This is a genomic window from Fibrobacter sp. UBA7003 (assembly GCA_002449765.1).
GTDB lineage: Bacteria > Fibrobacterota > Fibrobacteria > Fibrobacterales > Fibrobacteraceae > Fibrobacter.
Genome location: DJXN01000004.1, coordinates 226,173 through 250,795, shown reverse-complemented (window position 1 = coordinate 250,795; position 24,623 = coordinate 226,173). Strand labels below are relative to the sequence as shown.

18 protein-coding genes are annotated in these 24,623 nt (G+C 55.6%); 10 read left to right on the top strand and 8 right to left on the bottom strand.

Annotated elements, in window-relative coordinates:
• The 6 genes from B2952_RS03585 to B2952_RS03560 are packed head-to-tail and all read right to left on the bottom strand — an operon-like array spanning nucleotide 1 to nucleotide 6,642.
• A complete protein-coding gene (locus B2952_RS03585) occupies nucleotides 1-1,122 on the bottom strand; it encodes a complex I subunit 1/NuoH family protein (RefSeq protein ID WP_173382531.1) in 1,122 nt (373 codons plus the stop codon).
• 3 nt (nucleotides 1,123-1,125) lie between these two features.
• Complete coding sequence (locus tag B2952_RS03580; RefSeq protein WP_173382530.1) at nucleotides 1,126-2,277, bottom strand: NADH-quinone oxidoreductase subunit D; 1,152 nt, start codon at nucleotides 2,275-2,277, stop codon at nucleotides 1,126-1,128.
• Nucleotides 2,274-3,533 (bottom strand): NADH-quinone oxidoreductase subunit NuoB, encoded by a 1,260-nt coding sequence (gene nuoB, locus B2952_RS03575; protein WP_290733744.1) that lies wholly within the window; start codon nucleotides 3,531-3,533, stop codon nucleotides 2,274-2,276. Before nuoB ends, B2952_RS03580 begins: the two co-directional genes overlap by 4 nt.
• Nucleotides 3,524-3,904, bottom strand: a complete 381-nt coding sequence (locus tag B2952_RS03570) for an NADH-quinone oxidoreductase subunit A (protein ID WP_173365872.1) — start codon at nucleotides 3,902-3,904, stop codon at nucleotides 3,524-3,526. Before B2952_RS03570 ends, nuoB begins: the two co-directional genes overlap by 10 nt.
• 9 nt (nucleotides 3,905-3,913) lie before the next feature.
• Nucleotides 3,914-4,504, bottom strand: coding sequence for a hypothetical protein (locus B2952_RS03565; protein ID WP_173382528.1), 591 nt, complete (start codon nucleotides 4,502-4,504; stop codon nucleotides 3,914-3,916).
• Nucleotides 4,501-6,642, bottom strand: a complete 2,142-nt coding sequence (locus tag B2952_RS03560; RefSeq protein ID WP_290728711.1) for a RelA/SpoT family protein — start codon at nucleotides 6,640-6,642, stop codon at nucleotides 4,501-4,503. The genes B2952_RS03565 and B2952_RS03560 overlap by 4 nt, the downstream gene beginning before the upstream one ends.
• A gap of 313 nt (nucleotides 6,643-6,955) precedes the next feature.
• On the opposite strand from B2952_RS03560, the gene B2952_RS03555 reads away from it, so the two are divergent.
• The 5 genes from B2952_RS03555 to B2952_RS03535 all read left to right on the top strand — a co-directional run bounded on the left by B2952_RS03555 (nucleotide 6,956) and on the right by B2952_RS03535 (nucleotide 12,524).
• Entirely contained in the window at nucleotides 6,956-8,512 is a 1,557-nt protein-coding gene (locus tag B2952_RS03555) for a hypothetical protein (RefSeq protein ID WP_290733745.1), read from the top strand.
• Nucleotides 8,513-8,618: 106 nt separating this feature from the next.
• Nucleotides 8,619-9,902 (top strand): serine hydroxymethyltransferase, encoded by a 1,284-nt coding sequence (gene glyA, locus B2952_RS03550; RefSeq protein ID WP_290728715.1) that lies wholly within the window; start codon nucleotides 8,619-8,621, stop codon nucleotides 9,900-9,902.
• A gap of 267 nt (nucleotides 9,903-10,169) precedes the next feature.
• Nucleotides 10,170-10,808 carry a fibrobacter succinogenes major paralogous domain-containing protein gene (locus B2952_RS03545; RefSeq protein WP_290781498.1) on the top strand — a complete coding sequence of 213 codons (639 nt, stop codon included), beginning with the start codon at nucleotides 10,170-10,172 and terminating at the stop codon, nucleotides 10,806-10,808.
• A 116-nt stretch (nucleotides 10,809-10,924) separates the two neighbouring features.
• The gene (locus B2952_RS03540; protein WP_290728727.1) at nucleotides 10,925-11,623 is read left to right on the top strand and encodes a hypothetical protein; all 699 of its coding nucleotides are present in this window, start codon (nucleotides 10,925-10,927) and stop codon (nucleotides 11,621-11,623) included.
• A 16-nt stretch (nucleotides 11,624-11,639) separates the two neighbouring features.
• A complete protein-coding gene (locus tag B2952_RS03535) occupies nucleotides 11,640-12,524 on the top strand; it encodes an ABC transporter ATP-binding protein (protein ID WP_290733748.1) in 885 nt (294 codons plus the stop codon).
• Between the two features lie 12 nt (nucleotides 12,525-12,536).
• On the opposite strand, the gene B2952_RS03530 is transcribed toward B2952_RS03535, so the two are convergent.
• Both B2952_RS03530 and B2952_RS03525 read right to left on the bottom strand, forming a co-directional pair.
• Nucleotides 12,537-14,414 carry a BamA/TamA family outer membrane protein gene (locus B2952_RS03530; protein ID WP_290733750.1) on the bottom strand — a complete coding sequence of 626 codons (1,878 nt, stop codon included), beginning with the start codon at nucleotides 14,412-14,414 and terminating at the stop codon, nucleotides 12,537-12,539.
• Nucleotides 14,411-18,319, bottom strand: a complete 3,909-nt coding sequence (locus B2952_RS03525) for a hypothetical protein (protein WP_290733752.1) — start codon at nucleotides 18,317-18,319, stop codon at nucleotides 14,411-14,413. The genes B2952_RS03530 and B2952_RS03525 overlap by 4 nt, the downstream gene beginning before the upstream one ends.
• 192 nt (nucleotides 18,320-18,511) lie before the next feature.
• Between B2952_RS03525 and B2952_RS03520 the strand changes: the two genes are divergently transcribed.
• Genes B2952_RS03520 through B2952_RS03500 form a run of 5 tightly spaced genes read left to right on the top strand, consistent with a single transcriptional unit; the run spans nucleotide 18,512 to nucleotide 24,621 of the window.
• The gene (locus tag B2952_RS03520; protein ID WP_290733754.1) at nucleotides 18,512-20,542 is read left to right on the top strand and encodes a peptidyl-prolyl cis-trans isomerase; all 2,031 of its coding nucleotides are present in this window, start codon (nucleotides 18,512-18,514) and stop codon (nucleotides 20,540-20,542) included.
• Between the two features lie 40 nt (nucleotides 20,543-20,582).
• The gene (gene ndk / locus B2952_RS03515) at nucleotides 20,583-21,035 is read left to right on the top strand and encodes a nucleoside-diphosphate kinase (RefSeq protein ID WP_072797367.1); all 453 of its coding nucleotides are present in this window, start codon (nucleotides 20,583-20,585) and stop codon (nucleotides 21,033-21,035) included.
• Nucleotides 21,036-21,071: 36 nt separating this feature from the next.
• Complete coding sequence (locus tag B2952_RS03510) at nucleotides 21,072-21,914, top strand: succinate dehydrogenase cytochrome b subunit (RefSeq protein ID WP_290733756.1); 843 nt, start codon at nucleotides 21,072-21,074, stop codon at nucleotides 21,912-21,914.
• 17 nt (nucleotides 21,915-21,931) lie between these two features.
• Nucleotides 21,932-23,845: a fumarate reductase/succinate dehydrogenase flavoprotein subunit gene (locus B2952_RS03505; protein WP_163414398.1), complete on the top strand. Its 1,914-nt coding sequence runs from the start codon at nucleotides 21,932-21,934 to the stop codon at nucleotides 23,843-23,845.
• Nucleotides 23,845-24,621, top strand: a complete 777-nt coding sequence (locus B2952_RS03500) for a succinate dehydrogenase/fumarate reductase iron-sulfur subunit (protein WP_290733760.1) — start codon at nucleotides 23,845-23,847, stop codon at nucleotides 24,619-24,621. Before B2952_RS03505 ends, B2952_RS03500 begins: the two co-directional genes overlap by 1 nt.
• Nucleotides 24,622-24,623 lie beyond the last annotated feature (2 nt).

The following is a 24,623-nucleotide window of genomic DNA, read 5'->3' as shown; positions in this document are numbered from 1 at the left end:
CTAACCACAGACCACGATGTATGCCGCGCCGGCAATGAGCAGCACGAGGTTCACGGGCAACAAAAACTTCCATTCGAAATCCATGAGCTGGTCGACGCGCGGACGCACGAACGTCCAGCGGACCATCATGTAGCACCAGATCATGAAGAAGACTTTCGCGAAGAACCACACGACGCCGGGGACCATGTTGAGATAGTTGTCCACGAACGCGACTCCGATGCAGGGCGGTAAAAATCCGCCGAGGAAGCACGTGGTGGCAAGAGCCGAGTTCGTGACGAGCGCGATGTATTCGGCGAGGTAGAACATGGCGAACGGCGTGCCGTTGTATTCCGTGTGGTATCCGCCTGTGAGTTCCTGCTCCGCTTCGGCGATATCAAAGGGCGCGCGGTTCATCTCGGCGGTCGAAGAAATGAAGAAGAGGATGAAGGCGATGATGCCGAGGACGGGAATCTTGAAGATCCACCAGTCGGAAATGGTGCCTTCTTGGCCGAGCGTGATGCTCATGAGGTTCGTGGAACCCGAAATCATTACGACGAACAGGAGGATCATCGTGAACGAGATTTCGTAGCTGATCATCTGGGCGCCGCTGCGGAGGGCGCCGAGCAGGGAGTACTTGTTGTTGCTGCTCCAGCCGCCGAGCAAGATACCCAACACGCCGAATCCGTTCACCGCGATGATGAGCGGGATTCCCATCGAGACGTCCGCAACGACGAGGTCGCGACCGAAGGGGATGAGCGCGCATACGATGAAGGGGGCGATAAGGACGATGAGCGGGGCGAGGTAGAACATCAATTTGTCTGCACCGCTCGGGGCATACACTTCCTTGAAGAGCATCTTGAGCACGTCGGCGATGGTCTGGATGGTTCCGTGCCAGCCGAGACGCATGGGGCCGAGGCGGCATTGCACGTGGGCGCACACCTTGCGTTCCATGTAGATGAGGATCGGGGCAGAACCGATGTTTACCGCGCAGACGGCGATGACGCAGATGAGCGCATTCACCAGGAAGGCGACGATGCTGTTGAGCGTATCGCTCTGGATGCTAGCGGGCAGGTATTCCGCGAGCCTGGGGACCATTTCGCGGACAAAGTCGCCGACGGGGTTTGTAATGGAGGGAACGAACATAAACTACCTGTCAATTTCGGGAATCACGGGGTCGAGGGTCGCCATGATGGTAACGAGGTCCGAAACCTTGTGGCCTTGCACCATCTTGTTGAGCGCGGCGATATGCGGGAAACTGGGCCCTCGCGTGTGGATGCGGTAGGGCTTCTCGCCGGTGGTGGCTGCGACCACGTAGGTCGCATAGAGTCCCTTTGCCGTCTCGATTTCGCTGTAGTAGCGGCCCACGGGGAGTCGCACCGGCTTTTCCTTGGATCTCCACGGACCGTCTTTCGGGAACTTGTCGATGCACTGCCTCAGGATCTTCATGGATTCGTGGATTTCGGCAATGCGGATTTTGTAGCGGTCGTAGCAGTCCCCGTTATGGAACACGGGAATGTCGAAGTCGAACTGGTCGTAGATGCTGTAGGGGTTTGCGCGGCGGACGTCGAATTCGACTCCGCTTGCACGCAGTACCGGCCCCGAGCATCCGTAGGCGATGGCGTCTTCCTTGGAGAGGACTCCGATGCCGATGCTTCTTTCGAGCACGATGATGTTTTTCGAGAGGAAGCGCTCGTAGTCGCGCATGGCGTCTTCGAGATGGTCGAGGAAGGCTTTTACGCGCGGAATGAACGTGTCGGGCACGTCGTAACGGCTTCCGCCCGGCCTGAAGAAGTTTGTAGTGAGGCGCGATCCTGTCACTTCTTCCAGGATGTCGTGAATCATCTCGCGTTCCTTGAACCCGAAGAGGAGGCATGTCTGTCCGCCGAGGTCGCCGCCGAAGCAGCCGTAGAACACGAGGTGAGATGCGATGCGGCCCAGTTCCTGTAGCATCACGCGGATGTATTCTCCCTTTTCGGGGACGCCCACGTTCATGCCCTTTTCGAGCGCGATGACGACACCCAGGTTGTTCTGGATGGCGGTGAGGTAGTCCTGGCGGTCGGAAAGCGCGATGTACTGTAGGTAGCTCATCGATTCCGCCTGCTTTTCCATGCCGCGGTGGATGTAACCGAAATGCGGTACAAGTTCAACGATGGTTTCGCCGTCCATGCGTAGCGCAAGGCGGAGTGCGCCGTGCGTACTCGGGTGCTGCGGCCCCATGTTGATAAAGAATTCTTCGGTATTGGTTTCGCGCTGGATGCGGAATCCGGGAGGCAAGTTCGAGAAACGTGGCTGGATCATACGGGCCTCCTGATCATTTCCGGGTGCGTAAAGTCCTTGCGCAGGGGGAACCCGACAAAATCCTTGTCAAGGAATATGCGGCGCTGGTCGGGGTGGCCTTCGAAGTTGATTCCGAACATGTCGTAGACTTCGCGTTCCTTGAATTCTGCGGCGGGATAGAGATGGCTTACTGTAGGCACGCTCGCCAGGAGCGATGTCGCGCGCTTTTCTTCCGGAATGCTGAAGTCCTTTTTCAGCTGCACGCAGAGGAATATCTTGTGTCCGATTTGTAGGCTCCGGAGCTGTGTCACCAGGTCGAAATGGTCGTCGTAGTCGATGGCTGTCACGTCAATCAGGAAGTCCATCTTGAATTCAGGATCGTTTTTCACGAATTCGGTCACGGCTACATAGTCCTCGGGTTCCACCATCACTTCGAGCGGCCTGTCGGCGGGCGCGTTTGCAAGCACCGTCTCGATGGGATCTTCGCTGTGGGTGTGGAAGGTGATGCCGGGGAACTTGTCGTGCAGTTTTTGGTAGAGCTCGAGCTGCGTGAGGCCCACCCTGCGGAACGGCTTGCGTTCCACTTCGGGAAAGTCTTCTTTCTTCACGCGGATGGGCTTGAAGCTCGACTTGTAATCGGGATTCTCTTCCTTGAACTTCGCACGGGCCTCGGCCATCTCCTCGTCCTTCATCTCTTCGAGGGCGGCCCATGTCTTCGCGGCCTCGCGGTAGCGGTCCATGGTGGAGACGTCTTTCGGCTGGCCTTCGTGCCAGGGGTTGCGGCAGGTCTCCTTCAAAATCTTTTCGCGTAGGGTGAGTAGCCCGTGGAAAAGCGCTTCGGGACGCGGCGGGCATCCGGGAACGAACACGTCGACCGGAATCAGGTTCTGCGCTCCGCGGACGACGGCGTAGTTGTCATAGATGAACGGTCCGCCGCTGATAGTGCATGCGCCCATCGCGATGGCGTACTTGGGGCCGGGAATCTGTTCCCAGAGCATCTGGATGGCGGGGGCCATGCGGCGGGTGATTGTACCTGCCAGAATGAAGAGGTCTGCCTGGCGCGGCGATGCGCGGAACACTTCGGAACCGAAACGCGCGATGTCGTAGCGGGCCATGGAACTCGACATCATCTCGATGGCGCAGCAGCTCGTGCCGTAGGTGAGGGGCCAAATAGAATTTGCCCGTGCCCAGTTGACAACGTAGTCGATAGCGTTCACGACATACTTGCCGCCGGGAATCGGGTCGAGTATCTTGGGTGCGAAATTGATTATTCCCATTTGAGGATTCCTTTTTTCCAGGCGTATGCGAGGCCCGAAACGAGGATAGCCATGAAAATGGCGAGGTCGGCGATGACAATCACCGGTGAAAGCGCTGTGTGGCCAGCCATGATTTCCCTGAAGTTCATCATCACGGGGAAGAGAAACAGGGCTTCGATGTCAAAGACCAGGAAGAGGAGCGCGAAGAGGTAGTAGCCCACCTTGAACTGGATGCGGGCGTTTCCGATGGTCTCCATGCCGCATTCGTAGGGGGCCATCTTGTTTTTCGTATTCTTCGTGCGGTAGCCTAGCAGGAGACCGACGACAGTCGCCGCGGCCGCGATAAACGCACCAAGAAAAAGGAAAATGGAGAGTATTATGTATTCAGACATGGGTTGTCCTTAATAGAAATTCTGCAGTTCCTGCACGGTCCCGAAAAGCTGGTTGCCGATCTGGAAACGGTCGATGATATGCTTGAAGAGGTCCTTGAACTCGTCGATGGTCGCCTCCGACATGGCGGTAAGCTTTTCCTGGATGGAACTCACGAATCCGGAGCTCATGGGCTTCGCCTTCATGTCCTGCATGGAACCGCTCCAGCGCTGCAACATGTGGTCGGTTTCGAGACGCGCGATGATATAGCGCGTGGTGGAAAGCAGTTCCTGCAAGAAGTGCACGAGGAAGATTTCTTCTTGCAGAATGCCCCAGCGCTTGTCCTTGGAGTAGAGTGTCGCGATGTCCGCCTTGCCGTAGAATACGGCTGCCTGCGAATATTCGAGACATGTCATGAGCACGTGGTCGAGTCTCTTGATTTCCTGAGCGAGGTTCTTGAACCATTCGGCGTTCATGGCCGACCCGTCGATGTTTCCCTTCGAGTCGAGCGGCATCACTGCTCGGAACGCATAGTAGACTTCCTCGTAGTAGCGGTTGCGCATGCGGCAGCTGAAGGCGCGGTTCTTGAGCGTGTAGTCGCTATGGTGCAGCGGGGTAATCATGTCTTGGACACCTCCCGGACTCCCGAAATCTGTTTAATCTTCGTGACGATGGCGTCGACCTGCTCCTTGCGGAACGCCTTGAATTCCATGCGGATGCGTCCGGAGGATTGCGCGCTTGCAACGCTCATGCGGTCGAGCGAGAGGTCGGAATATTTCAGTTCCTGCAAAATGTCTAGTGTGATGTTCTTGCGGTTGTCCGTGTCGATGGTGAGGTGCGTGGTGAACGGCTGCGTCACGTCGGCGCTCCATTCCACCGCGATCTGCTGGTCGCTCGGCAGGTCCTTGAGGCACGGGCAGGTGATGTTGTGGACTTCGATACCCATCTGCGGCCTGAGGACGCCCACGATCTTGTCGCCCGGGATAGGGGCGCAGCAGTCGGCGAAGTGGATGACGAGGCTTGTTTCCTGGCCAATCTGGAGCGGCATCTCGTCGCGGACGTCGTTTTTCTTGTCTTTCCCGAAGGTGGGGAAGAACCGGAGCGCCATTTCCTTGGGAAGCGACGAACCGCCCGTGATGAACCGGTGGATGTCCTGGAGTGGGAGTTCGCCCTGGCCGATGCGTTCGAAGAAGTCGTCGAGGTTGAAAGTGCCGAAGTACTTGCAGATGTCCATCTCGGAAGGTCGCTTGTCCTTCTCGATTTTTGCAAGGCGCAGTTCGCGTGTCCAAATTTCCTTGCCGAGGCTTCGAGCCTGCTTGGTGATGCTGGTCTTCATCCAGCGGCGCAGTTCCTGCTTCGCCTTTACGGTCTTTACGATGTCGAGCCATTCGGGGCTTGGTTCCTGGCTCGGGCTCTTGAGCACCTGGATGGTGGCCCCGTGCGTCACCACGTGGTCGAGGCTGACCACCTCTTCGTTGATGCGGGCGCCGATGCAATGGAGTCCGAGCTCCGTGTGGACGGCGAACGCGAAGTCGAGGACGATGGCGCCTTCGGGAAGCTCGATGGAGTTGCCCTTCGGGGTAAACACCGTCATGCCCTCGGGCTTAAGGTCGACCTTAAGGAAGTCGAGGTATTCCTTGGAGTCCGAAATTTCAGACTGCAACTTCACCATGTGGTTGAGCCAGGCGAGTTCTTCGCCCTCGTGTTGCGTTTCGAGCTTGTAGGCCCAGTGCGCGGCGAAACCTTTCTCGGCGGTCAAGTCCATGTCCTTCGTGCGTATCTGGACTTCAACCATCTTGTTCTCGGGTCCGATGACCGTGGTGTGGATGCTCTGGTAGAGGTTCGGCTTCGGGGTCGCGATGTAGTCCTTGAAGCGGCTCTGGAGCGGGGTCCACAGGTTATGGACGTAGCCGAGTGCGAGGTAGCATTCGGGGATGGTTTCCACGATGATGCGGATCGCGAAGATGTCGAAGATGTCCTCGAACTGGCAGTCGCGACTGATCATCTTGTTGTAGATGCTGTAGATATTCTTGGTGCGGCCCTGGATGGTGCAGTCGAAATCCTCGAGCGCCATCTTGATTTGCAGAGGCCCGATGACGGACTGCACGTACTTTTCTCGCTTGGCCTTGTTCTCGATAAGGGCGTCGACAATCTTCTGGTATTCGTCGGGATTTACGTACTTGAAGCTCAGGTCCTCGAGCTCGGTTTTCAGCTTGTAGAGACCGAACCTGTGGGTGAGGGGCACGTAGATGTCCAAGGTCTCTTGCGCGATGGCCCTGCGCTTCTCGGGCTTCATGTAGCGCATCGTCCGCATGTTGTGGATGCGGTCTGCGATCTTGATCATGATGACGCGCGGGTCTTTCGCCATCGCGGTGATAAGCTTGCGGTAGGTCTCCGCCTTCTGCGCGGTCTTGTTTTCTTCCTGTGCCGCGGTAATCTTGGTGACTGCGTCCACCATGAACGCCGTGTCGTCGCCGAATTCCGCCGCGATTTCTGCAAGCGTGTGCGGCGTGTCTTCCACCACGTCGTGCAACAGGCCTGCAAGGACCGTCGGCTGGTCCTGCTGCAGTTCGGCGAGGATCTTCGCGACCTCGAACGGGTGCTCGGTGTAGGGCATTCCGCTCTTGCGGTACTGCCCGTCGTGCGCGTCGGCGATGAAGGCAATAGCTTTACGCAGGATGCTCTCGTCGAGCTTCCCGTTCTTCTTGAGGAGCACCTGGATGATGTGTTCCTCGTTGGGAGTAAAGTTTGCCTTGTTCATCGCTTACAATTTATTATATAATGGGGCCCAAAAACGGAAATTAGCGGAAAATAAGCCAAAAATAACGTTGCATTTCCGAGAACGGGCGCAAGGCGATTGCTGTCGGCTCGCCTATATTCTCCATTGTAATATTTTTTTTAAGTGCGACCCCTTGCCAAAAAAACATGGTTGTGACTATGATCCGCGTCACGATTTTGTTGTAAATGCGAACAACGCTTTATGAAAAAAAACGGAACTTTTTTACCCGAGGGGAATTTATTTTATTAGAGCCCGGATAAAGTCGAATGGGCGACTTTAAACTTTGGGGATGGTTATGAAAAAGTGGAAATATATGTTCCCGTTTGCGCTCGTCGCATTCGGAATTTGGGCCTGCGGGGAAGACACTTCGCCCGTGGAATGTACAACTCCGGAATGTCTTGGGGATCAGGGAGGCCTCTCGTCTGCGGGGGATTCCCTTTTGGGGTCTTCTTCTTCGCGTTCAGTCCTTGAAATAAGCCACGAAACCTTCGAAGATGGGGATACCGTCGAGGTCTCGCCGCTTTCGAGCGCGGGGCTTTTGCCGCCGACCGAAAGTTCGTCGTCCGCGGCGCTTCCGCCGCCGTCTTCGGCTGTCGTGGTTTCTTCCAGCTCTTCGCATCATCATTTCTTTAGTTCTTCGGCAGAACTTGTGGTGTCGAGCAGCAGCTCGGCCGCACAGCCGGAATCGCCTTCCTTCGTGGAAGACCACCGCAGCGAATGCCAGATTGGCAACATCCCGACGAGTGTGAACAACGCGAAGCTGCCCGACCCGTTCATGGGTCTCGATGGCAAGCGCATTTCTACGAAGGACGAATGGAAGTGCCGCCGCGAAGAAATCGGCGCGATGCTTGAAAAGCTCATGTTCGGCCAAAAACCGCGCAATCCCGAAAAGGTCGAAGGCTCCTACTCCGGCGGAAAGCTCACCATCAAGGTGACCGACAAGGGCAAGTCCGGCAGCTTCTCTGTAAGCATTTCAAATGCGGGCACCAAGGACAAGCCGAAGCCGGCTCTCATCGGGTTTGGCGGCGGCATGATGGGTGGATGCGGAAGCCTCGGCAATGCAACGAACGGCCTCGATATCGCCATGATTACGTTCAATCCGGATAACGTCGCTCCTGAAAGCGGTGGCGGTATGTTCTTCAACATCTATGGCGGCAATACGGACAAGTACGGCACCATCATCGCATGGGCCTGGGGCGTAAGCCGAATCATCGACGCTCTCGAAAAGACTCCTGAAGCCGGTATCGACGTGCACCACCTCGCCATGACGGGTTGCTCCCGCTGGGGTAAGGGTACGCTTGCCGTGGGTGCTTTCGATGAACGTATCGCTCTTACCATCCCGCAGGAATCCGGTTCCGGTGGCGCTTCCCTCTGGCGTGTGGGCGCCCAGGTCAACAGGCAGAAGGGCAAGCAGTTCGTGCAGGGCCTGAACAGCGCTGGTTCCGAAGGCAAGTGGATGATTTCCTCCTTCAAGAACTACGACGGCAGGGAAAATACGCTCCCGTTCGACCAGCACATGCTCGTGAGCATGGTCGCCCCGCGTCCGCTCCTCATCCTCGATAACGCGGGCCAGGAATGGCTGGGCGAAGTGCCGTCGAACTACTGCGGCCAGGCTTCTCTCGAAACCTACAAGGCTCTCGGCGTGACGGAAAATTACACCTATAGCCAGGAAGGCGGCCACGCGCACTGTTCGCTCCCGAACGGACAGTTCGACGAAGTCAAGGACTTTATGAACAAGTTCCTGCTCGGCAAGGACGCCAAGACGGGTAAGATTGACTACAGCAAGAACACCCAGACCATCAACTTCAACAAGTCTGAATGGATTGACTGGGAAACTCCTGCTTTGAGGTAGTTCTTCTGTTCTTTTTATCAAAATACTCCTGATAAAATCGAGCGGGGCTGGGTGACTGGCTCCGCTTTTTTCTATATTTGGGCCGTACAAATCAAGGAGTAGCTAAATGCTCAAATCTACACTGCAACAGACCGATCCGGAAATCTACAACATCATCCAGGAAGAAGCCGAACGCCAGGAATATGGCATCGAACTCATCGCTTCCGAAAACTACACCTCCAAGGCCGTCATGGAAGCCATGGGTTCCGTGCTGACCAACAAGTACAGCGAAGGCTACGTGGGCAAGCGCTACTACGGTGGTAACGAAGTGATCGACAAGATGGAAGCGCTCGCCATCGAACGTTGCAAGAAGCTCTTTGGTTGCGACCACGTGAACATCCAGCCGCTGTCCGGTTCTCCGGCCAACGCCGCCGTGTACTTCGCCGTCCTCAAACCGGGCGACAAGGTCCTCGGCCTCAAGCTCGACCACGGTGGACACCTTTCTCACGGTCATCCGGTGAACTTCTCCGGCATGCTCTACAACTTCGTGCAGTACGAAGTCGACAAGGAAACGGGCCGCATCGACATGGACAAGGTTCGCGAAATCGCTCTCCGCGAAAAGCCGAAGATGATCCTCGCCGGTTTCTCTGCCTACAGCCGCAACCTCGACTGGAAGCGTTTCAAGGAAATTGCCGACGAAGTGGGCGCTCTCACTATGGCTGACATTTCTCACATTGCCGGTCTCATTGCCGGTAAGGCTATCGAATCTCCGGTGCCGTATTTCGACATCGTGACGACCACGACCCACAAGACTCTCCGTGGCCCGCGTTCCGCTATCATCATGTGCAAGGACCGCACCATCCAGAAGATGGTGAAGGGCGAACTCAAGGAAGTCTCCCTCGCCAAGGAAATCGACAAGGGCGTGTTCCCGGGCATGCAGGGTGGTCCGCACGACCACATCAACGCCGGTAAGGCCGTTGCATTCCTCGAAGCTCTGCAGCCGGAATTCCAGACCTACGCGAAGAACGTTATCAAGAACGCTCAGGCCATGGCCGACGAAATGATGAAGCTGGGCTACAAGGTCATCAGCGACGGTACCGACAACCACCTCATCGTGGTGGACATGACCTCCAAGGGCGTTTCCGGTAAGGAAGCCGAAGTCGCGATGGAAAAGGTCGGCATCTCCTGCAGCCGTTCTACAATCCCGTTCGATCCGCGCAAGCCGATGGATCCGTCCGGAGTGCGTCTCGGTACTGCTGCTATCACGACCCGTGGCTTTGACGAAGAAGATACCCGCGAAGTGACCCGCATCATCGACCGCTGCATCAAAGCCAAGGACGACGATGCCGCTCTCGCCAAGATCCGCGAAGAAATCGTGGCTCTCTGCAAGAAGCATCCGCTTTACAAGTAAAGTGTAGCGGGGCAAACGCTCCGCGTGTTGCGTCATCCTGAGCGTAGCGAAGGATCCAGACTCGCATTATGTCATCCCCGACTTGTTCGGGGATCTTTTTGTATATAGAAAAAGCACAAAATTGCCAAAGTGGCGGTGAACCAGCCAAAAAAATGTATAATTATAGAATTCATGAGGCTTTCTATGAATCGTACTTTTGCCATTCTTGCTTTGCTTGCGTTGTCATTTGCGATAAACGCTTGTGACTCCAATTCTGAGATTGGAACGATGACGGATTCCCGCGATGGTCAAACCTACAAGACAGTGAAAATCGGCAATCAGGTTTGGATGGCGGAGAACCTCTATTTCAAAACGGATAGCAGTTGGTGCTTTAAAGACGAAGAGTCAAACTGCCAGAAATACGGAAGGCTTTATTCGTGGAATGCGGCAAGAAGTGCATGCCCCACCGATTGGCACCTTCCCAGCAAGGCTGAGTTCGAGACCCTGTTTAGGGCCGTGGGCGGAACACAGGATAAGGAAAATGAAAAAAAATGGATGGGAGCAGGCACCAAGCTCAAGTCCACTAGCGGATGGAAAAGCAGTGCGAAAGGCTTGGCCTTTGGCTTGGCCTTAGCGATGCCTGCACACATCAAGTCCAAAGATGGATTGAAAAACTTGAGTGACTTGAGTATAAGCAGCAACGGAACGGATGATTATTCCTTTACTGCGTTGCCTGCGGGCATCAAGGAAGTGTATTACAACTACGAAGGCTTCTATGCGGAGTTCTGGAGCTCTACTGAGGTCAATAGCGAGTTCGCCAATAACGCTGAAGCGTACAAATTGCTCTTGGTCAGCCCCACTAAGACTGCGGTCCTGAACGGAACCTTCAAGGAATTCGGGTTGTCTGTCCGTTGTGTGAAAGATTGAGTGTCGCCTTTGACCTCAAACCTCACTGATCTTCCCTCAAAGCCCGCTACAGCGGGCGATCTCATACCTCACACCTCATAGCTATTATTATCTTTGTTTCGATAACACGAGGTTTTATGCAGTCTTGGACCGAAATAAAGAATATTGAGAACCCCACAGAAGAACAACAGCTTGAAGCTATTAAGCTGAACTGGTACGCTATTAGCTTAATTCAGAATCCGACTGAAACGGTGCAGAAGGCTGCATTCGAAAAGAACGTGCAGGCGATTCTCTACATCAAGAACGGCCTTTGCGAAGATTTGAAGGAGTCGCTCAACGCCCTTGACGAGCCCGCGCTCCTTGCCGCGGTAAACGGCGACCCGAATATTCTCAAGTTCGTGACGAACCCCGACCTGCTCAAGGCAGCGGTGCGTAGCGACTGGAAAATCGTGAAGAAGATTGACAACGCGGGCGAAGACCTGTGGGCCGAGGCGGTGCGCGCGAGTGCCGAAGCCGTAAAGGCTGTGCCCTTCATGGGCGAAAAGATCCAGGCGGCGCTCGTGGAACGCGACTGGCATGCCCTGCAAGATATCGTGCGCCCGTCGGCAGCCATCGTGATTGCCGCGGTGAAGCAGGACTACCATGCTTTTGAGTTCGTGAGCATCAAGGACCGTACAGAGCCGGTGCAGCTTGCCGCCGTGCGTACGGACTGGCGTTGCATCCAGTACCTGCAGCGTGCATCCGAGAAGGTGCAGATGGAGGCGGTGCGCCAGACGAAGGACGCTTTCGCGCTCATCAAGAACCCGGCCGAGGCGGTCAAGGAATTCTGCAAGTAGTTTTGCGGGGCGCGCGATGGAAAACCCGCTGGTAAAAGTCGAGAATGTCTCGTTCCGTTACCCGAAATCGGGCGTGGACGCGCTTTCGGGCGTGTCGCTCGAAATCCCGCGGGGGAGTTTCTTTGCGCTGCTGGGCCCGAATGGGGCGGGGAAGACTACATTACTCCGCCTGCTGTGCGGGCGTTTCGCGAAATTCTCGGGCACGATTGAACTTGCTGGCGACGTGCGCGGGTCTAATACGCATTCTGGCGCGAAGGGGGTTGCAGGTTCGGGTTCGCGAGGTTCGTTCCTCGACCCGCTCGCCTGCGGTATGCTGCTCGAGAATCCGGGCATCTACCCGAAACTTTCGATAAACGAGTACGTGGACTATTTCGTGGGGTTCTACGCGGCCCGTATCCCGACGTGGAATGAGACCGAGGCCCGCGAACGCATTGCCCGCATCGCGAAGAGCCTGGAACTCCCGTCGCTCGATACCCGCATGGGCAAGCTTTCACTCGGGAACCGCCAGAAGGTGCAGTTGCTGCGTGCGATGGCACCTGCGCCGCGCCTTTTGATTCTGGACGAGCCGGTGGCGAATCTCGACCCGATGTCGCGCGAGACGGTGTGGAAACTCATTGCGGACTGGCGCAGGCAGGAAGGCGGTACGGCCATCGTGTGCTCGCATATCTTAGCCGAGATGGAAGAGGAGGCGACCGACTTCGCGATTATTGACCGCGGGCACGTCTTGAAGAGCGGGCGGGTCGCCGACATCGCGAGCGAAACCGCGACGTTCAAGGTAGAGGTCCGCGGCAATACTCTGACACCTGAAAAAATTCGCGACATTCTTGCAGCCGCCGGAATCGAAGCCGAAGTTGCTCCCGCGCAGTCGAGTCTCTCTCGCCTCTACCGCGAAACCGTCTGATTGCATAAAATTCTAGAACGTCTGCGATAGGTCGAACGCGAACCTGCCCCAGGCGAAGTTTTCCATGTTCCAGTTGTCCAGGTTCTTCTTGAACGCGTAATCCAGGCGGAACGTGAGGAACTGCCAGCGATAACGGAGCCCGAGTCCGAGCGATTCGCTTGTCTTGGATGGAAACTGTTCGCTGTCCTGGTCCATGATGCGCGTCCAGTCGTAGAACTGTACGATTTGCCAGTGGCTCCAGCTTTTCCACGGGAACGACCAGCGGATTTCTTCGTTTATTCGAAGATACATCGGCGTAAGTCCCGTGTTGATGATTTCGTTCCCTTCGTCATCGGTGCTAGTGTAGCTGGTATAGATGCTGCGGAAGCGGTAACCACGCACCGAACGGCTGCCACCCTGGTAAAATACGCGCGCATCGTCTTCGAGCGCCTTCTCGAAGAACTTGCCCGCGCTTCCGCTCAATGCTCCGTAGAATGTCCAGAACAGCGGACGGTAGAGGTTGACAGTCGCTTCGCCATAGGTGTAGGGGTTCCCTATCACAGTCAGCTTTTCCAGGTTGGCGTTCAGGTTGGTGCCTGCACCGACCGTGGGCGCGATACGTATGCCCTTCGTGGGGTTGAAATAGTCATCGGTGTAGTCGAAGGTGAGTGCGATTTCTCCCTTCACCTTGTACATGTCCTCGCCATTCTTGCTCACGAATCGGGTATCGATGGTGCCACGGAAACGGATGTGGTCGGTAATGCCGAAGGTCAAGTCTCCGCGGTTGATGATTTCGTAACGTTCTTCAATGCTGTCGGGGTAGGCGGGGGGGGCAATCTTTTCGTGGTTGAAGCTCAAACGGTCTTCCAGTCGGATAGCTGTCGGGATGAACGTGAACGATGTCCCGAACAAGAGCGGGTTCGCGTAGCCGAGAGAAATTTCCTGCTTGTTCTGCGCTATCTGGAAGGAGGTCGAGAATTCGTTGAACGTTCCGAAGAAGTTCTTGTGCTTTGCATACGCGATGGCGCCGAACCCGTACATTTCTTCGAAGAATACTCCGTATCTCGCTTCTCCGGGAATGCGCTCGGTCACGTCGAGGTGCACATCCGAAAGTCCGTCGGCTCTCAGGGAGTCGTTCAGCTTGATTTGCGTGAATAGCTGTGTCGAAAGCAACTTGCTCTTGAACGAGTTGAACTTGTTACCATCGATGATTTCTCCCTGTGGCGTTTTCCACAAGGACGATAGCCACGCCGTGTCGGAAAGTCCGGCTTCCTTGCTGCGGTTCGTCTTGTCGGTGACCTTCTGGGTCGTACTGATCATGTTGCCCATGATGACCTTCGCTCCAGGGTTTACGCTCACTTCGACGATGATGCACTTCCTGACGGTGTCGATGAGTTCGGCCGGGCTCACGTAGGTGTGCAGGTAGCCCGCCTTGCGGTAGGTCTGCTGGATAAGCTGGATGTCTTCGGCGATGTCGTCATGGTTGAAAAGTCGTTCCTTGTTGTTGGTCCGCAGGGCGCTCTTGTCGATTTCGATTTTTGAACTGTCCGGGACAAGGATGGTTGTCCCGCCGAAATGGTAGCGTTCGCCTTCGCGCAACGAAATGATGTAGCCGCGCTGCACGCTGTCAGGGCGGATGAATTCGCGCTGGATTTCGAGTTTGAGGTCGAGGCTGAAGAACCCGCGTGAATAGTAGAGGGCCTTGATGTTCTCTATCGCAAGTCCCATCATGAAGTCTTGCTTGATGGTGTCGAGCTGTCCGAATTCTTCGGGAATCTCGAGCTGCTCCTGCAACTGGAAATTCGAGAAGGTCGAGTTGCCGTCGAGGGTCACGTACCAGGGATGCTTGTCGCCTTCTTCGGCGAAAAGGTATGTAGCACATAGCAAAAGGATGCCTAGAAAGAATCTCATTTCTTGTCCTCCTGCTTGCTCTCGAGCGGTTTGTTGCGTTCGCCCGGCGATACCGTCTCGCAATGGCCGATGCCGAGGAGGCACGGGTTCCAGAACTTGTAGCCGTAGTTGAGACCGATGTTCTTCTCAAGCCGGTTTTCGTTTCCGCCCGTACCTGTATTGGTAAGGTATTGCTTCGAGATGAGCTGGCCGTTCAGGTTGAGCGAAGGTGCGATATGGTTCTTGTGCGAGTAGGTAGAATCCTTGAATACGGGCAGTTTGTAGCTCACGCCGAATTGGAGCGCCTGGTCGTAGGTCGGGTTCTCGCTCTGGTCCTGCGTGTAGCCGAAGATGAGGCTCAGGTCCTTGACCCAGCGGTCGAGCGAGATGGGCAACTTGAAGTAGCTCGAGTCCTTGTCGCTTGTGGTGTTGTTGTTGAACAGCATCACCTTCATGTCGATGTCGCCGATGTATTCGCCGCCGAGGGTCTTGTTCGCCGTCGAAGACAGCACCTTGCCGATGGCCTTGCCTGCAATCTTGTTCCAGTCGGTCGATTCGTCGTTGTTGTCGGCGATGCATCCGAGAATGATGTTGTAGTAGGTGGCCGCCGCACTAGCCTCGGTTCCGCAGTTGGAACTGGGGGTCGGCTGCGGGTTGGTAATGGTTCCCGTAATGTCGAAATTGATGGGGCACGTCTCTCCTTCGCGGTTGCCGGTGTCGTCGCAGTAGGGGAGGTTCTGCGCACTCGATACGTCGACTTCGCCATGTTGCCACGGGACGTCCATCCATGAAATTCTGAAGGCGTTGAGTTCGAACTCGTAGAGTTCCTGGACGCCGATGAATCCGGTGTTCGCGTTGATGACATCGCCGCGCAATAGCGGACGGTTCGTGTTGCCGAGCACCCAGATGTCGAAGGTGAAGGGGAAGGTCGCGAACGGGGTCACGATTTCGACGGAGTCCCTCTGGGAGTCGTTCACGTGAATCATGAGGTTGATGGGACTTGCCGTCGAAAGCTTTGTTTCCTGGATTTCCGATTTACGCAACTTGGCGATGAAGTTGTTGAACATGTTGAGAATGCGGTCGAGCGAAGCCGGCGTAATCTGGAATTCGAGCGCCTTGTGGTAGACCATCTTGTCAACGACGAGCTTGCCTGCGATGGTGTTGTTCTGCAGCCTGTCTCCCTTGGAGTGGGGCATGATGAAGTCGAGGTTGCTCTGAGCTTGGATTTCGCCATCGCCGAACGTCTCGTCGTAGAAGTTGTACTGGATGTAGGGAAGGTTCACGGAGATGGTCATCTCGTTATCGAAGTCGTCGACGGTTCCGGACACGTCCCTCACGATGATGGAATGAGGGCCGGATCTCAGGCTGAACTGTTCGGACGATATGTTGAACCGCTCGATGGTCATGCTGTCGAGGTTGTAGGCTGCGGAAACGTTGATGGTTTCCTGTTCGTGGTTGTGCGTCGAAAGTTCGCTTATCTCGACAAGCCCGTTCTCGAGCGAGCCCCGCAACTTGATGGGGACGAGCCTTGTCATCTTGGGAGGCTGGAAGAATGTCGAGTCGCTGTAGATTTTTGCCGAGATTCCCTTTAGCCCTTCCTTGATGTTTGCCGTGATGTCAGCCTGCAGGTCTGTCTTCTTGATTTCGCTTGTGGTGCCGGGAATGAACCAGGAACCTGCGACGGCCGCCTTTCCCGTGAATACGAAGGCGGAGTCGATGTCGCCTTCGACGTTCAGGTCGCCGCCGGTGTCTGTGCTGTAGTCTACGGTCACGTGGCGTTTGTCCTGGAAAATGTTGTTGATGATAATCTGCGATTTGCCAGCCCATCCGCCCTTGCCGATGTTTACGTAGGAATTGACTTCGACCTTGTCGCCTTCGGCGAATATGTTCAACTTGTTGATGTCGATCAGGTCCTTCGATATCTTGCGCAGTTCGATGTTCGTGATGTCGATGTTCCCGAGCATGCCGTGGCTGTCTTCGTATGCGATGTCGCCGGTGATCATGCCGCTGGAGAGTGTGGAGTCGTTCATTGCTTCGAGCAGGATGGGAATGCTGAAGTTCTTTGCCGCCGCCCATGCGTGCTGCACCTGCACTGGCAGATAGCCGGTAGGCTTGAAGTCCGGGTTCGAATCGTTCGGAAGGACGAATGTCGCTTCGGCTTCCACCATGTTCTTGTCCTGGATGGCGTGGAAGTTGTCGATGAAGATGGTGTCGCCGTTCTGTCGCGCCTGGATTCGCCCTTGCAGGTCAAACGGTTCGTAACGGCCTTCGGCGAATACGTCCAGAAATCCGACATTGTCCGTCAGGTTGTGGTGCCAGCGTCCGGAAACTTCGCCGTAGATGTCTCCGTTGATGGAGAAATCGGCGAAGGGAATGGTCGTGATATCGACGGAGTCCGCATTTGCCTGGATGGTGATGGAATCGGTCCATGTGATGTAGGCGAAAGCGTGTCCTCCGTGGCGCTGCGTGACGTCCCACGACGTGTGCGGTTCTTCGTGCGTCCACATCACGTCGCCGAAGAAGTCGAATGTCTCTTTTTCCGTGTAGATGATGCCGTTAGTGAACTCGATGCCGTTCTTGTCGAGGTCGAGTTCCACTTCGAGCGAATCGGCTTTCATGTGGTAGGCGTAGGCGACATTTGGAATCTTTGCTTTCACGTGTAGCTTGCTGCCGTTGAATGACCCTACGAGGTTGAACCGGTTCTTGAGGGTGAGGTTCCCGAAGTTCCAGTCCAGCGCCCACGGTTCGTAGGGGGACATGTCTCCGGTGAAGCTGATGCTCGGGGGGCCGCTTAGGTCAATCGTCGCCTCGATGGCCGAACCCTGCCTTGTCTCGATGACCGCATCCACGATATCGCCCTGCTTGTGGAGCGAATGGATGACCATGTCGAGCGGCATCATCTGTGGCCCGAAGACGGAACTCATGTATTCGACGCGGCCCTGGAGTTCTCCGTTGAGGTTGTTGTCGAAGTCGCCTTCGAGCTTGATGTGGCCTCCTTCGTCGTTGTTGAGGTCTGCCTCCACGTGGTAGTCCCGGTCGTCGCCCTTGATGCGTGCCGTGACGTTGCAGGCCATGAGCGGCCAGAATGCCCCGACTCTCGTTCGGACGGTGGCGTCGTAACGGGGTTTTCCCGTTTTGGGGTCGAGGCTTGCCGTTGCCTTCACATGGGCCGCTCCGATGTCAGGGACCGCGGGCGGAAGTTTGACGGGAATCCATTGGGTCGGGTCAGCGACGTCGAGTTCCACGGATGTTTTTACGGCTGCCATGTTCGTTTTCGGGGTGCTCGCGTCGAGCTTGACTTCGTCCTTTCCGACCTTGACCTTGCCTTTCAGCTTTACGTTTTCGGACGAAAAGTCCGCCGCGACGTCCAAGCTTCCGGTCCCCTGCACGAAGTCCCCCTGGATGCCGTCGAGTTTGACCTTTACGGCCTGCGTTCCTGTGCTCCGGACGCTCAGGTCTTTTGCTTGCCAGTGCTTGGCCGTTTTTTCGCCCTTGTCAATGTCGATGTCGATTTCGCCGACGGACATTTCGGTGGGAAGGTAGAATTTTGCCTTTTCGGGGAACGATAGTTCGGGAGGTTCCGATTTTTCCGCTTTTTCGGGGGTGCCGCTGTGGATATCCGCCTTGAAGCTTCCGAGGTTCAGCTTTACCTTGCTGGAATCGCCGAATACGGTAATGTCAAGGTCGAAATCGCTGACGGAGAAGGTGTTCTCGCCGGTCTTGACGGAGATGGAATCCCAGGAATGGGTGAGGAGGCCGCCCAGCTTGTAGCCGTGGGGGGTGATTTCTACATCGCCGAAGGTGTGCGGGCTCGATAGGAAGGTTATGAGCGCAATACGCGCAAACCAGGCGCTCAGGGCAAGAACGCCTACAACCACCGTCACTATTGCGGCGGTTATCGGAAATGTCGAAGTCGGTTTCTTCAACGCGCATAATTATAGAAAATAAGGGAGATTTCCTTGATGAAAGTTTTCGATTGAACGCCTCTAAGTCGTTGATTGTCAACGAATTACGTAAAAACTGCTTTTTTGTTGTTTTTTTCTCGTGTGGCGCCTGGCCTTAGCAATGGGTGTTTTTGACTATATTTTGTCGAAAACAAGCAAATCTATGAGGATTTAATGAACAGGAAAGCTCTTTTCTTAAGCGCTCTTTTGGGACTGGCTCTCGCGGGATGCAACAATGTTGGCGGAAGCGAGGAGGTCATTGCACGGATCGGTGACGAGACTGTTTATGCCGAAGATCTGGACCTTGCTGTGAAGCTTGACCCAGAGGGGCGTCCGCAGGTAGACCGGATCGCATCCGAACTTTTTGCGAAGTCCGCTTTTGTCTCCAAGGCGGTCGCCGAGCATCCTGAACTTGAATCGCAGTGGAAGGCGTATTCGAAGAGCCTAGAAACACGTCTACTTACGGTCGTCTACCAGCGTTTCTTTGCGACTGAATGTCTACTGTTCCCCGAATCCGAACTCCGTTCCTATTTCGAACTGCACAAGGCCGATTTCGCGGATTCTACGGGCAGTGTCGAGTTCCTGGATGTCCGTGGGAAGGTGGCCGAGGCCTTGCTGCTTTCCCGTTCCGCCGAGGCTCTTGCTGCGGCCAACAACGACACACTCCTCTTCCTTGGCGAATTCAAACGCCGCATGATAGATTCGACATCCCAGGCTATCAGGGAAAAGTTTCCGGTGACCGTCGAAAAGATTGTCCCTCCCAATCCGGAAGGTTATTATGAAGCCCATAAGGAAGAATTCAAGACGGCGCATGCGTTCGAAGTCTATCACGTGCAGATGGAAGATTCCGCCGCTCTTGCTAAGTTGTTCAAAAAGCCCGTAACCAGTCTGGAAAAGTTTAAGGAAATCGCGACAAAGCATAGCGAGAACAAGGAGACTGCCGCGAACGGTGGCTATGTGGGAGTCGTGAAGGATGGCTTCTCGTTCCCGTATGGGATAGGCATGGTAAACGGTCTTGCCGCAGCGTTCGCGGGAAAGCCCGAAGGCTCGATTTCTCCGGTACTTGCGACGACAAGGACTCCTGGTCGACATGTCTTTTACCTTGTTCGTGAAATTCCTCCCGAAGTCAAGCCGTTCGACCGTGTGAAGGGCGAGGTGATCAACCAGATGAAGTCGTTCGGCTATCTGGATTTGGATTCTGATTACGTGCTTGTTTCCAGGAACGGGGCTCCGGTGGTGAAGGAAAGGGATATCCTCCAGATTCTAGACGAGGAACCCGGGATTCCCAAGGTTAACCGTACGAGAAGCCGCCTCGTTTCTAGCTTGGCCGAATGTTTCTCCTTTGCGGAAGAGGCTCGCGCCCTTAAGCTCGACCAGTCCTGGGAATACAGGGCGTTTGTCCATCAGACGCGCGTGAACTACATTACGGCCCATTATTCCGAAATGCTTGAACATGAGTCTATCCTTCCGGAAGATTCGCTCAAGGCCTACTTTGAAAAGAACGGCAATCCTATTCATCCCCAGGCGAACTTCGAGAAGTCCAAACAGGACATCAGCGATTACCTGCAGTTCCCGCAGAATGTCGTGAAGTACGAGTATTTCTCTAATTACGAAGCCAACAAGAACCGCTCGTGGGACGACTTGCGTAAGCAGGCGTTCAGCAACAATATCCGTCGGATCCGTAAGGACAAGATCGAACGCATGCGCGCGGAATCGTGGAATTCCGCGAAGGTCACCGTCATGAGAAAGACTCTCAACATCAAGTCCCCGACGACCGATGTCGCGAAAATGGAACAGGATGCGGATTCGCTCTCCAATGCCCACAATTATTCCGCAGCCATCGCTATGTGGAAGAAGGTGCGCGATTACAATCCGAATAACGATAGCCTGTTCGCGAAGGCGACTTTCCAGATTGCGCAGTTGGCGGCCGAAGCCGAGCAGTTTGCTCAGGCCGAGATGGAATACAAAGTGTTCCTGCACATGTGGCCCGAAAGTCCCGATGTCGAGAAGGCGCTTTTCAGCCGCGGGTTCATTTTGAACGAAAACCTGCATAGAGACACGCTTGCGCTGGAGGTTCTGGAAGATTTCCAGAAGCGTTTCCCCAACAGCGAACTGAAGGAATCCGTCGATTGGCTCGTCGACAACATCAAGTCGGGCGGAAAACTCGCCGAAGACCTGATGAAAAAGATCGAGGCAGAACCATAATTATCTATATTTCTCATACTTTCAAAAAAGGGTACCTACTATGGAAATGACATTTGCAATGATCAAGCCCAATGCCGTAAAGTCCGGCCTCATCGGGCGCATTATCGACCGTTACATCGCTGCAGGCCTCTCCGTCTGCGCCGTGAAGATGCACCAGATGACCTCTGCCGATGCTCGCGGTTTCTACGCCGAACACGTGGAAAAGCCGTTCTTCCCGGAACTCGAAGCCTACATGACCAAGGGCCCGTCCGTGATGCTCGCCCTCGGCGGCGAAAATGCCATTGCCAAGGTTCGCGCCATCAACGGTGCTACCAATCCGGCCAAGGCGGAACCCGGTACTCTCCGCTACGACTTTGCCCCTTCCATGACCGAAAACGTCGTGCACAGCTCCGACAGTCCTGAATCCGCCAAGCGCGAACTGGACTTCTGGTTCAAGGAAGACGAACGCTACGCTTACGAAATGCCGAGCCTCAAGGCCTGCTGCGTCCTCTAAGTTTAAAACAAAAACCCCTCAAGGAGACACAACTCAATGCAATGGATCATCAAGTATCTTACCTCCTCCATCGGTAAGAAGCAGATCATGGGATGCACGGGTGCGGCACTCGCCCTGTTCATCTTCGGCCACATGTGTGGTAACTTCCAACTCCTGAACTTTGACCAGGCTTCGGCCCAGGCGTCTTACAACGCCTATACCGAGTTCCTGACCGGGTTCAATCCGCTCCACTTCCCGATTAAGCTGATTTATCTCGTCGAACTCGGCCTGGTGGCTTGCTTCGCTCTCCATATCTTCCTCGCGGTTACGCTGAAGATCGAGAACAAGAAGGCACGCGGTGGCATCGACTACGAAGTCAACGCTCGCAAGGGCAAGAAGACTTTCGCGACCTTCACCATGATCTGGTCCGGCCTCTTCATTCTCGGCTTCCTCATCCAGCACCTCATGATGCTCAAGTTCGGCGAACACTACCTGTACCTGAACGACAAGGGCGAAATCGTCCGCGACATGTGGCTCTCCACTATCGACATGTTCGCCAACCCCTTCTGGGCTGTGTTCTACGTGATCAGCATGTTCGTTATCGGCATGCACCTGTTCCACGCCATTTCTTCTGCTTTCCAGACCATGGGCATTGCTCACCAGAAGTGGACCCCGATTATCGATGTCTGCGGCATCATCTACAGTGTTGTCGTTGCTGCCGGTTTCGGTATCACCGCTATCGCCGCCTTCTACCTCGCTAACCAGCCCGAAACGGAAGCCCTGCGCACCAAGTCTCATGAACTCCAGCAGCAGTATGAACAGCAGAAGGCCAAGGAAGCCGCCAAGACTTCTTTCGTGATTCCTTCTGTCGGCACCGTCGAAGTTTCTTTTAACGCTTAATTTTAAGGAGCCCACTAATGATTCTTGATTCTAAAATCCCCGGTGGTTCCATCGAAGAAAAGTGGACCAAGCACAAGTTCGAACTCAAGCTCGTGAACCCTGCCAACAAGCGTAAGTTCACGGTGATCGTGGTTGGTACTGGCCTTGCCGGTGCTTCTGCCGCTGCATCCCTCGCCGAACTTGGTTACAATGTCAAGTCTTTCTGCATCCAGGATAGCCCCCGTCGCGCACACTCCATTGCCGCCCAGGGTGGTATCAACGCTGCCAAGAACTACAAGAACGACGGCGACTCCGTTTACCGTCTGTTCTACGATACCGTGAAGGGCGGTGACTTCCGCGCTCGCGAAGCCAACGTGCACCGCTTGGCCGAAAACTCGAACCTCATCATCGACCAGTGCGTGGCCCAGGGTGTTCCGTTCGGTCGTGAATACGGTGGCCTCCTCGACAACCGCTCCTTCGGCGGTACGCAGGTGTCCCGTACGTTCTACGCCCGCGGTCAGACGGGTCAGCAGCTCTTGCTCGGTGCCTACCAGGCCCTCATGCGCCAGGTTGCCGCCGGTAAGGTGAAGATGTTCCCCCGCCGCGAAATGATGGACCTCGTCGTGATCGACGGCAAGGCCCGCGGTATCATCGTCCGTAACCTCATCACTGGCGAACTCGAAAGCCACGTGGGTGACGCTGTCTGCCTTTGCACCGGCGGTTACGGTAACGTCTACTACCTTTCTACAAACGCCCAGGGTTCTAACGTGACGGCCGCTTTCCGTGCCTACAAGCGCGGCGCCCTGTTCGCTAACCCCTGCTACACGCAGATTCACCCGACTTGCATTCCTCGCCACGGCGACCTGCAGTCCAAGCTTACCTTGATGAGTGAATCTCTCCGTAACGACGGCCGTATTTGGGTTCCGCGCAAGGCGGGCGACACTCGCAGCCCGGACCAGATCCCCGAAGAAGAACGTTACTACTACCTCGAAGAAAAGTACCCGAGCTTCGGTAACCTCGTGCCGCGTGACGTGGCATCCCGTAACGCCAAGCAGGTTTGCGACGCAGGTCTCGGCGTGGGTTCCACCAAGCAGGCCGTTTATCTCGACTTCGCCGACGCTATCCAGCGCATGGGCGTTGCTGGCGTCTCTGCCAAATACGGCAACCTCTTCCAGATGTACGAAAAGATTACCGACGAAGACCCGTACAAGGTCCCGATGCGTATCTTCCCGGCCATCCACTACACCATGGGCGGCCTCTGGGTGGACTACGATTTGATGTCCACGATTCCGGGCTGCTTCGTTCTCGGTGAAGCGAACTTCTCCGACCACGGTGCAAACCGCCTCGGCGCTTCTGCTCTTATGCAGGGCCTCTCCGACGGTTACTTCGTCATTCCGTTCACCATCGGCGGCTACTTCGCGGGCACCAAGCTCGAGAAGGTTTCCGAATCCGATGCCGCGTTCGAAGACTGCAAGAAGCAGACCGAAGAACGCATCCACAAGCTCCTCTCCATCAAGGGTCACCGCACTGTTAACGATATCCATCGTGAACTCGGTAACATCATGTGGGAATACGTGGGCATGGCCCGTAACGAGGCCGGCCTGAAGACCGCCCTCGAGAAGATTCCGGCCCTCCGTGCCGAATTCTGGGAAAACGTCAACGTGCTCGGCTCCGAAGGTTCCTTCAACCAGAACCTCGAACGCGCCGGCCGCGTGGCTGACTTCCTCGAGTTCGCCGAAGTCCTCACTCTCGACGCCCTGCACCGTAAGGAATCTTGCGGCGGCCACTTCCGCGAAGAAAGCCAGACTCCGGAAGGCGAAGCCAAGCGCGACGACGAGAACTTCTGCTACGTGGGTGCCTGGGAGTACAAGGGCGACGGTGTCGCACCGGAACTTTCCAAGGAACCTCTTACCTTTGATAACGTCCACCTCGCTACTAGGAGCTACAAATAATGAGCGGACTGAATTTGACTTTGAAGATTTGGCGTCAGAAGGATGCCAAGACCAAGGGACAGTTCGAAACTGTCAAGATCAACGATGTTTCTCCGGACATGTCCTTCCTGGAAATGCTCGACATCGTGAACGAAGAACAGATGAAGCAGGGCAAGGAAGGCTTCGCCTTCGACCACGACTGCCGCGAAGGTATTTGTGGCATGTGCTCCCTCGTCATCAACGGTATGCCGCACGGCCCCGACCATGCGACCACCACTTGCCAGCTTCACATGCGCAAGTTCAAGGATGGCGACACCATCGTGATCGAACCGTGGCGCGCCGCCGCATTCCCGGTTCTCCGTGACTGCGTTGTTGATCGTACCGCTTTCGACCGCATTATCCAGGCTGGCGGTTTCGTTTCCGTCAACACCGGTGCCGCTCCTGAAGCTTCCACGATTCCGGTTCCCAAGGCCGATGCCGACCGCGCCTTCGACGCTGCCGCCTGTATCGGTTGCGGTGCCTGCGTGGCCGCCTGTAAGAACGCATCCGCAATGTTGTTCGTATCTGCCAAGGTTTCTCACCTCAGCTTCTTGCCGCAGGGCAAGGTCGAGGCGAAGAAGCGTGTGCTCGCCATGGTCGCCCAGATGGACAAGGAAGGCTTTGGCAACTGCACGAACCTTTACGAATGCCAGGCCGCCTGCCCGAAGGGTATCACCGTGGATTACATCGCCAAGATGAATCGCGAATACCTCGGCGCCACCGTGACCTACGCCGAAAAGGTGTACGGAAAGGATTAATT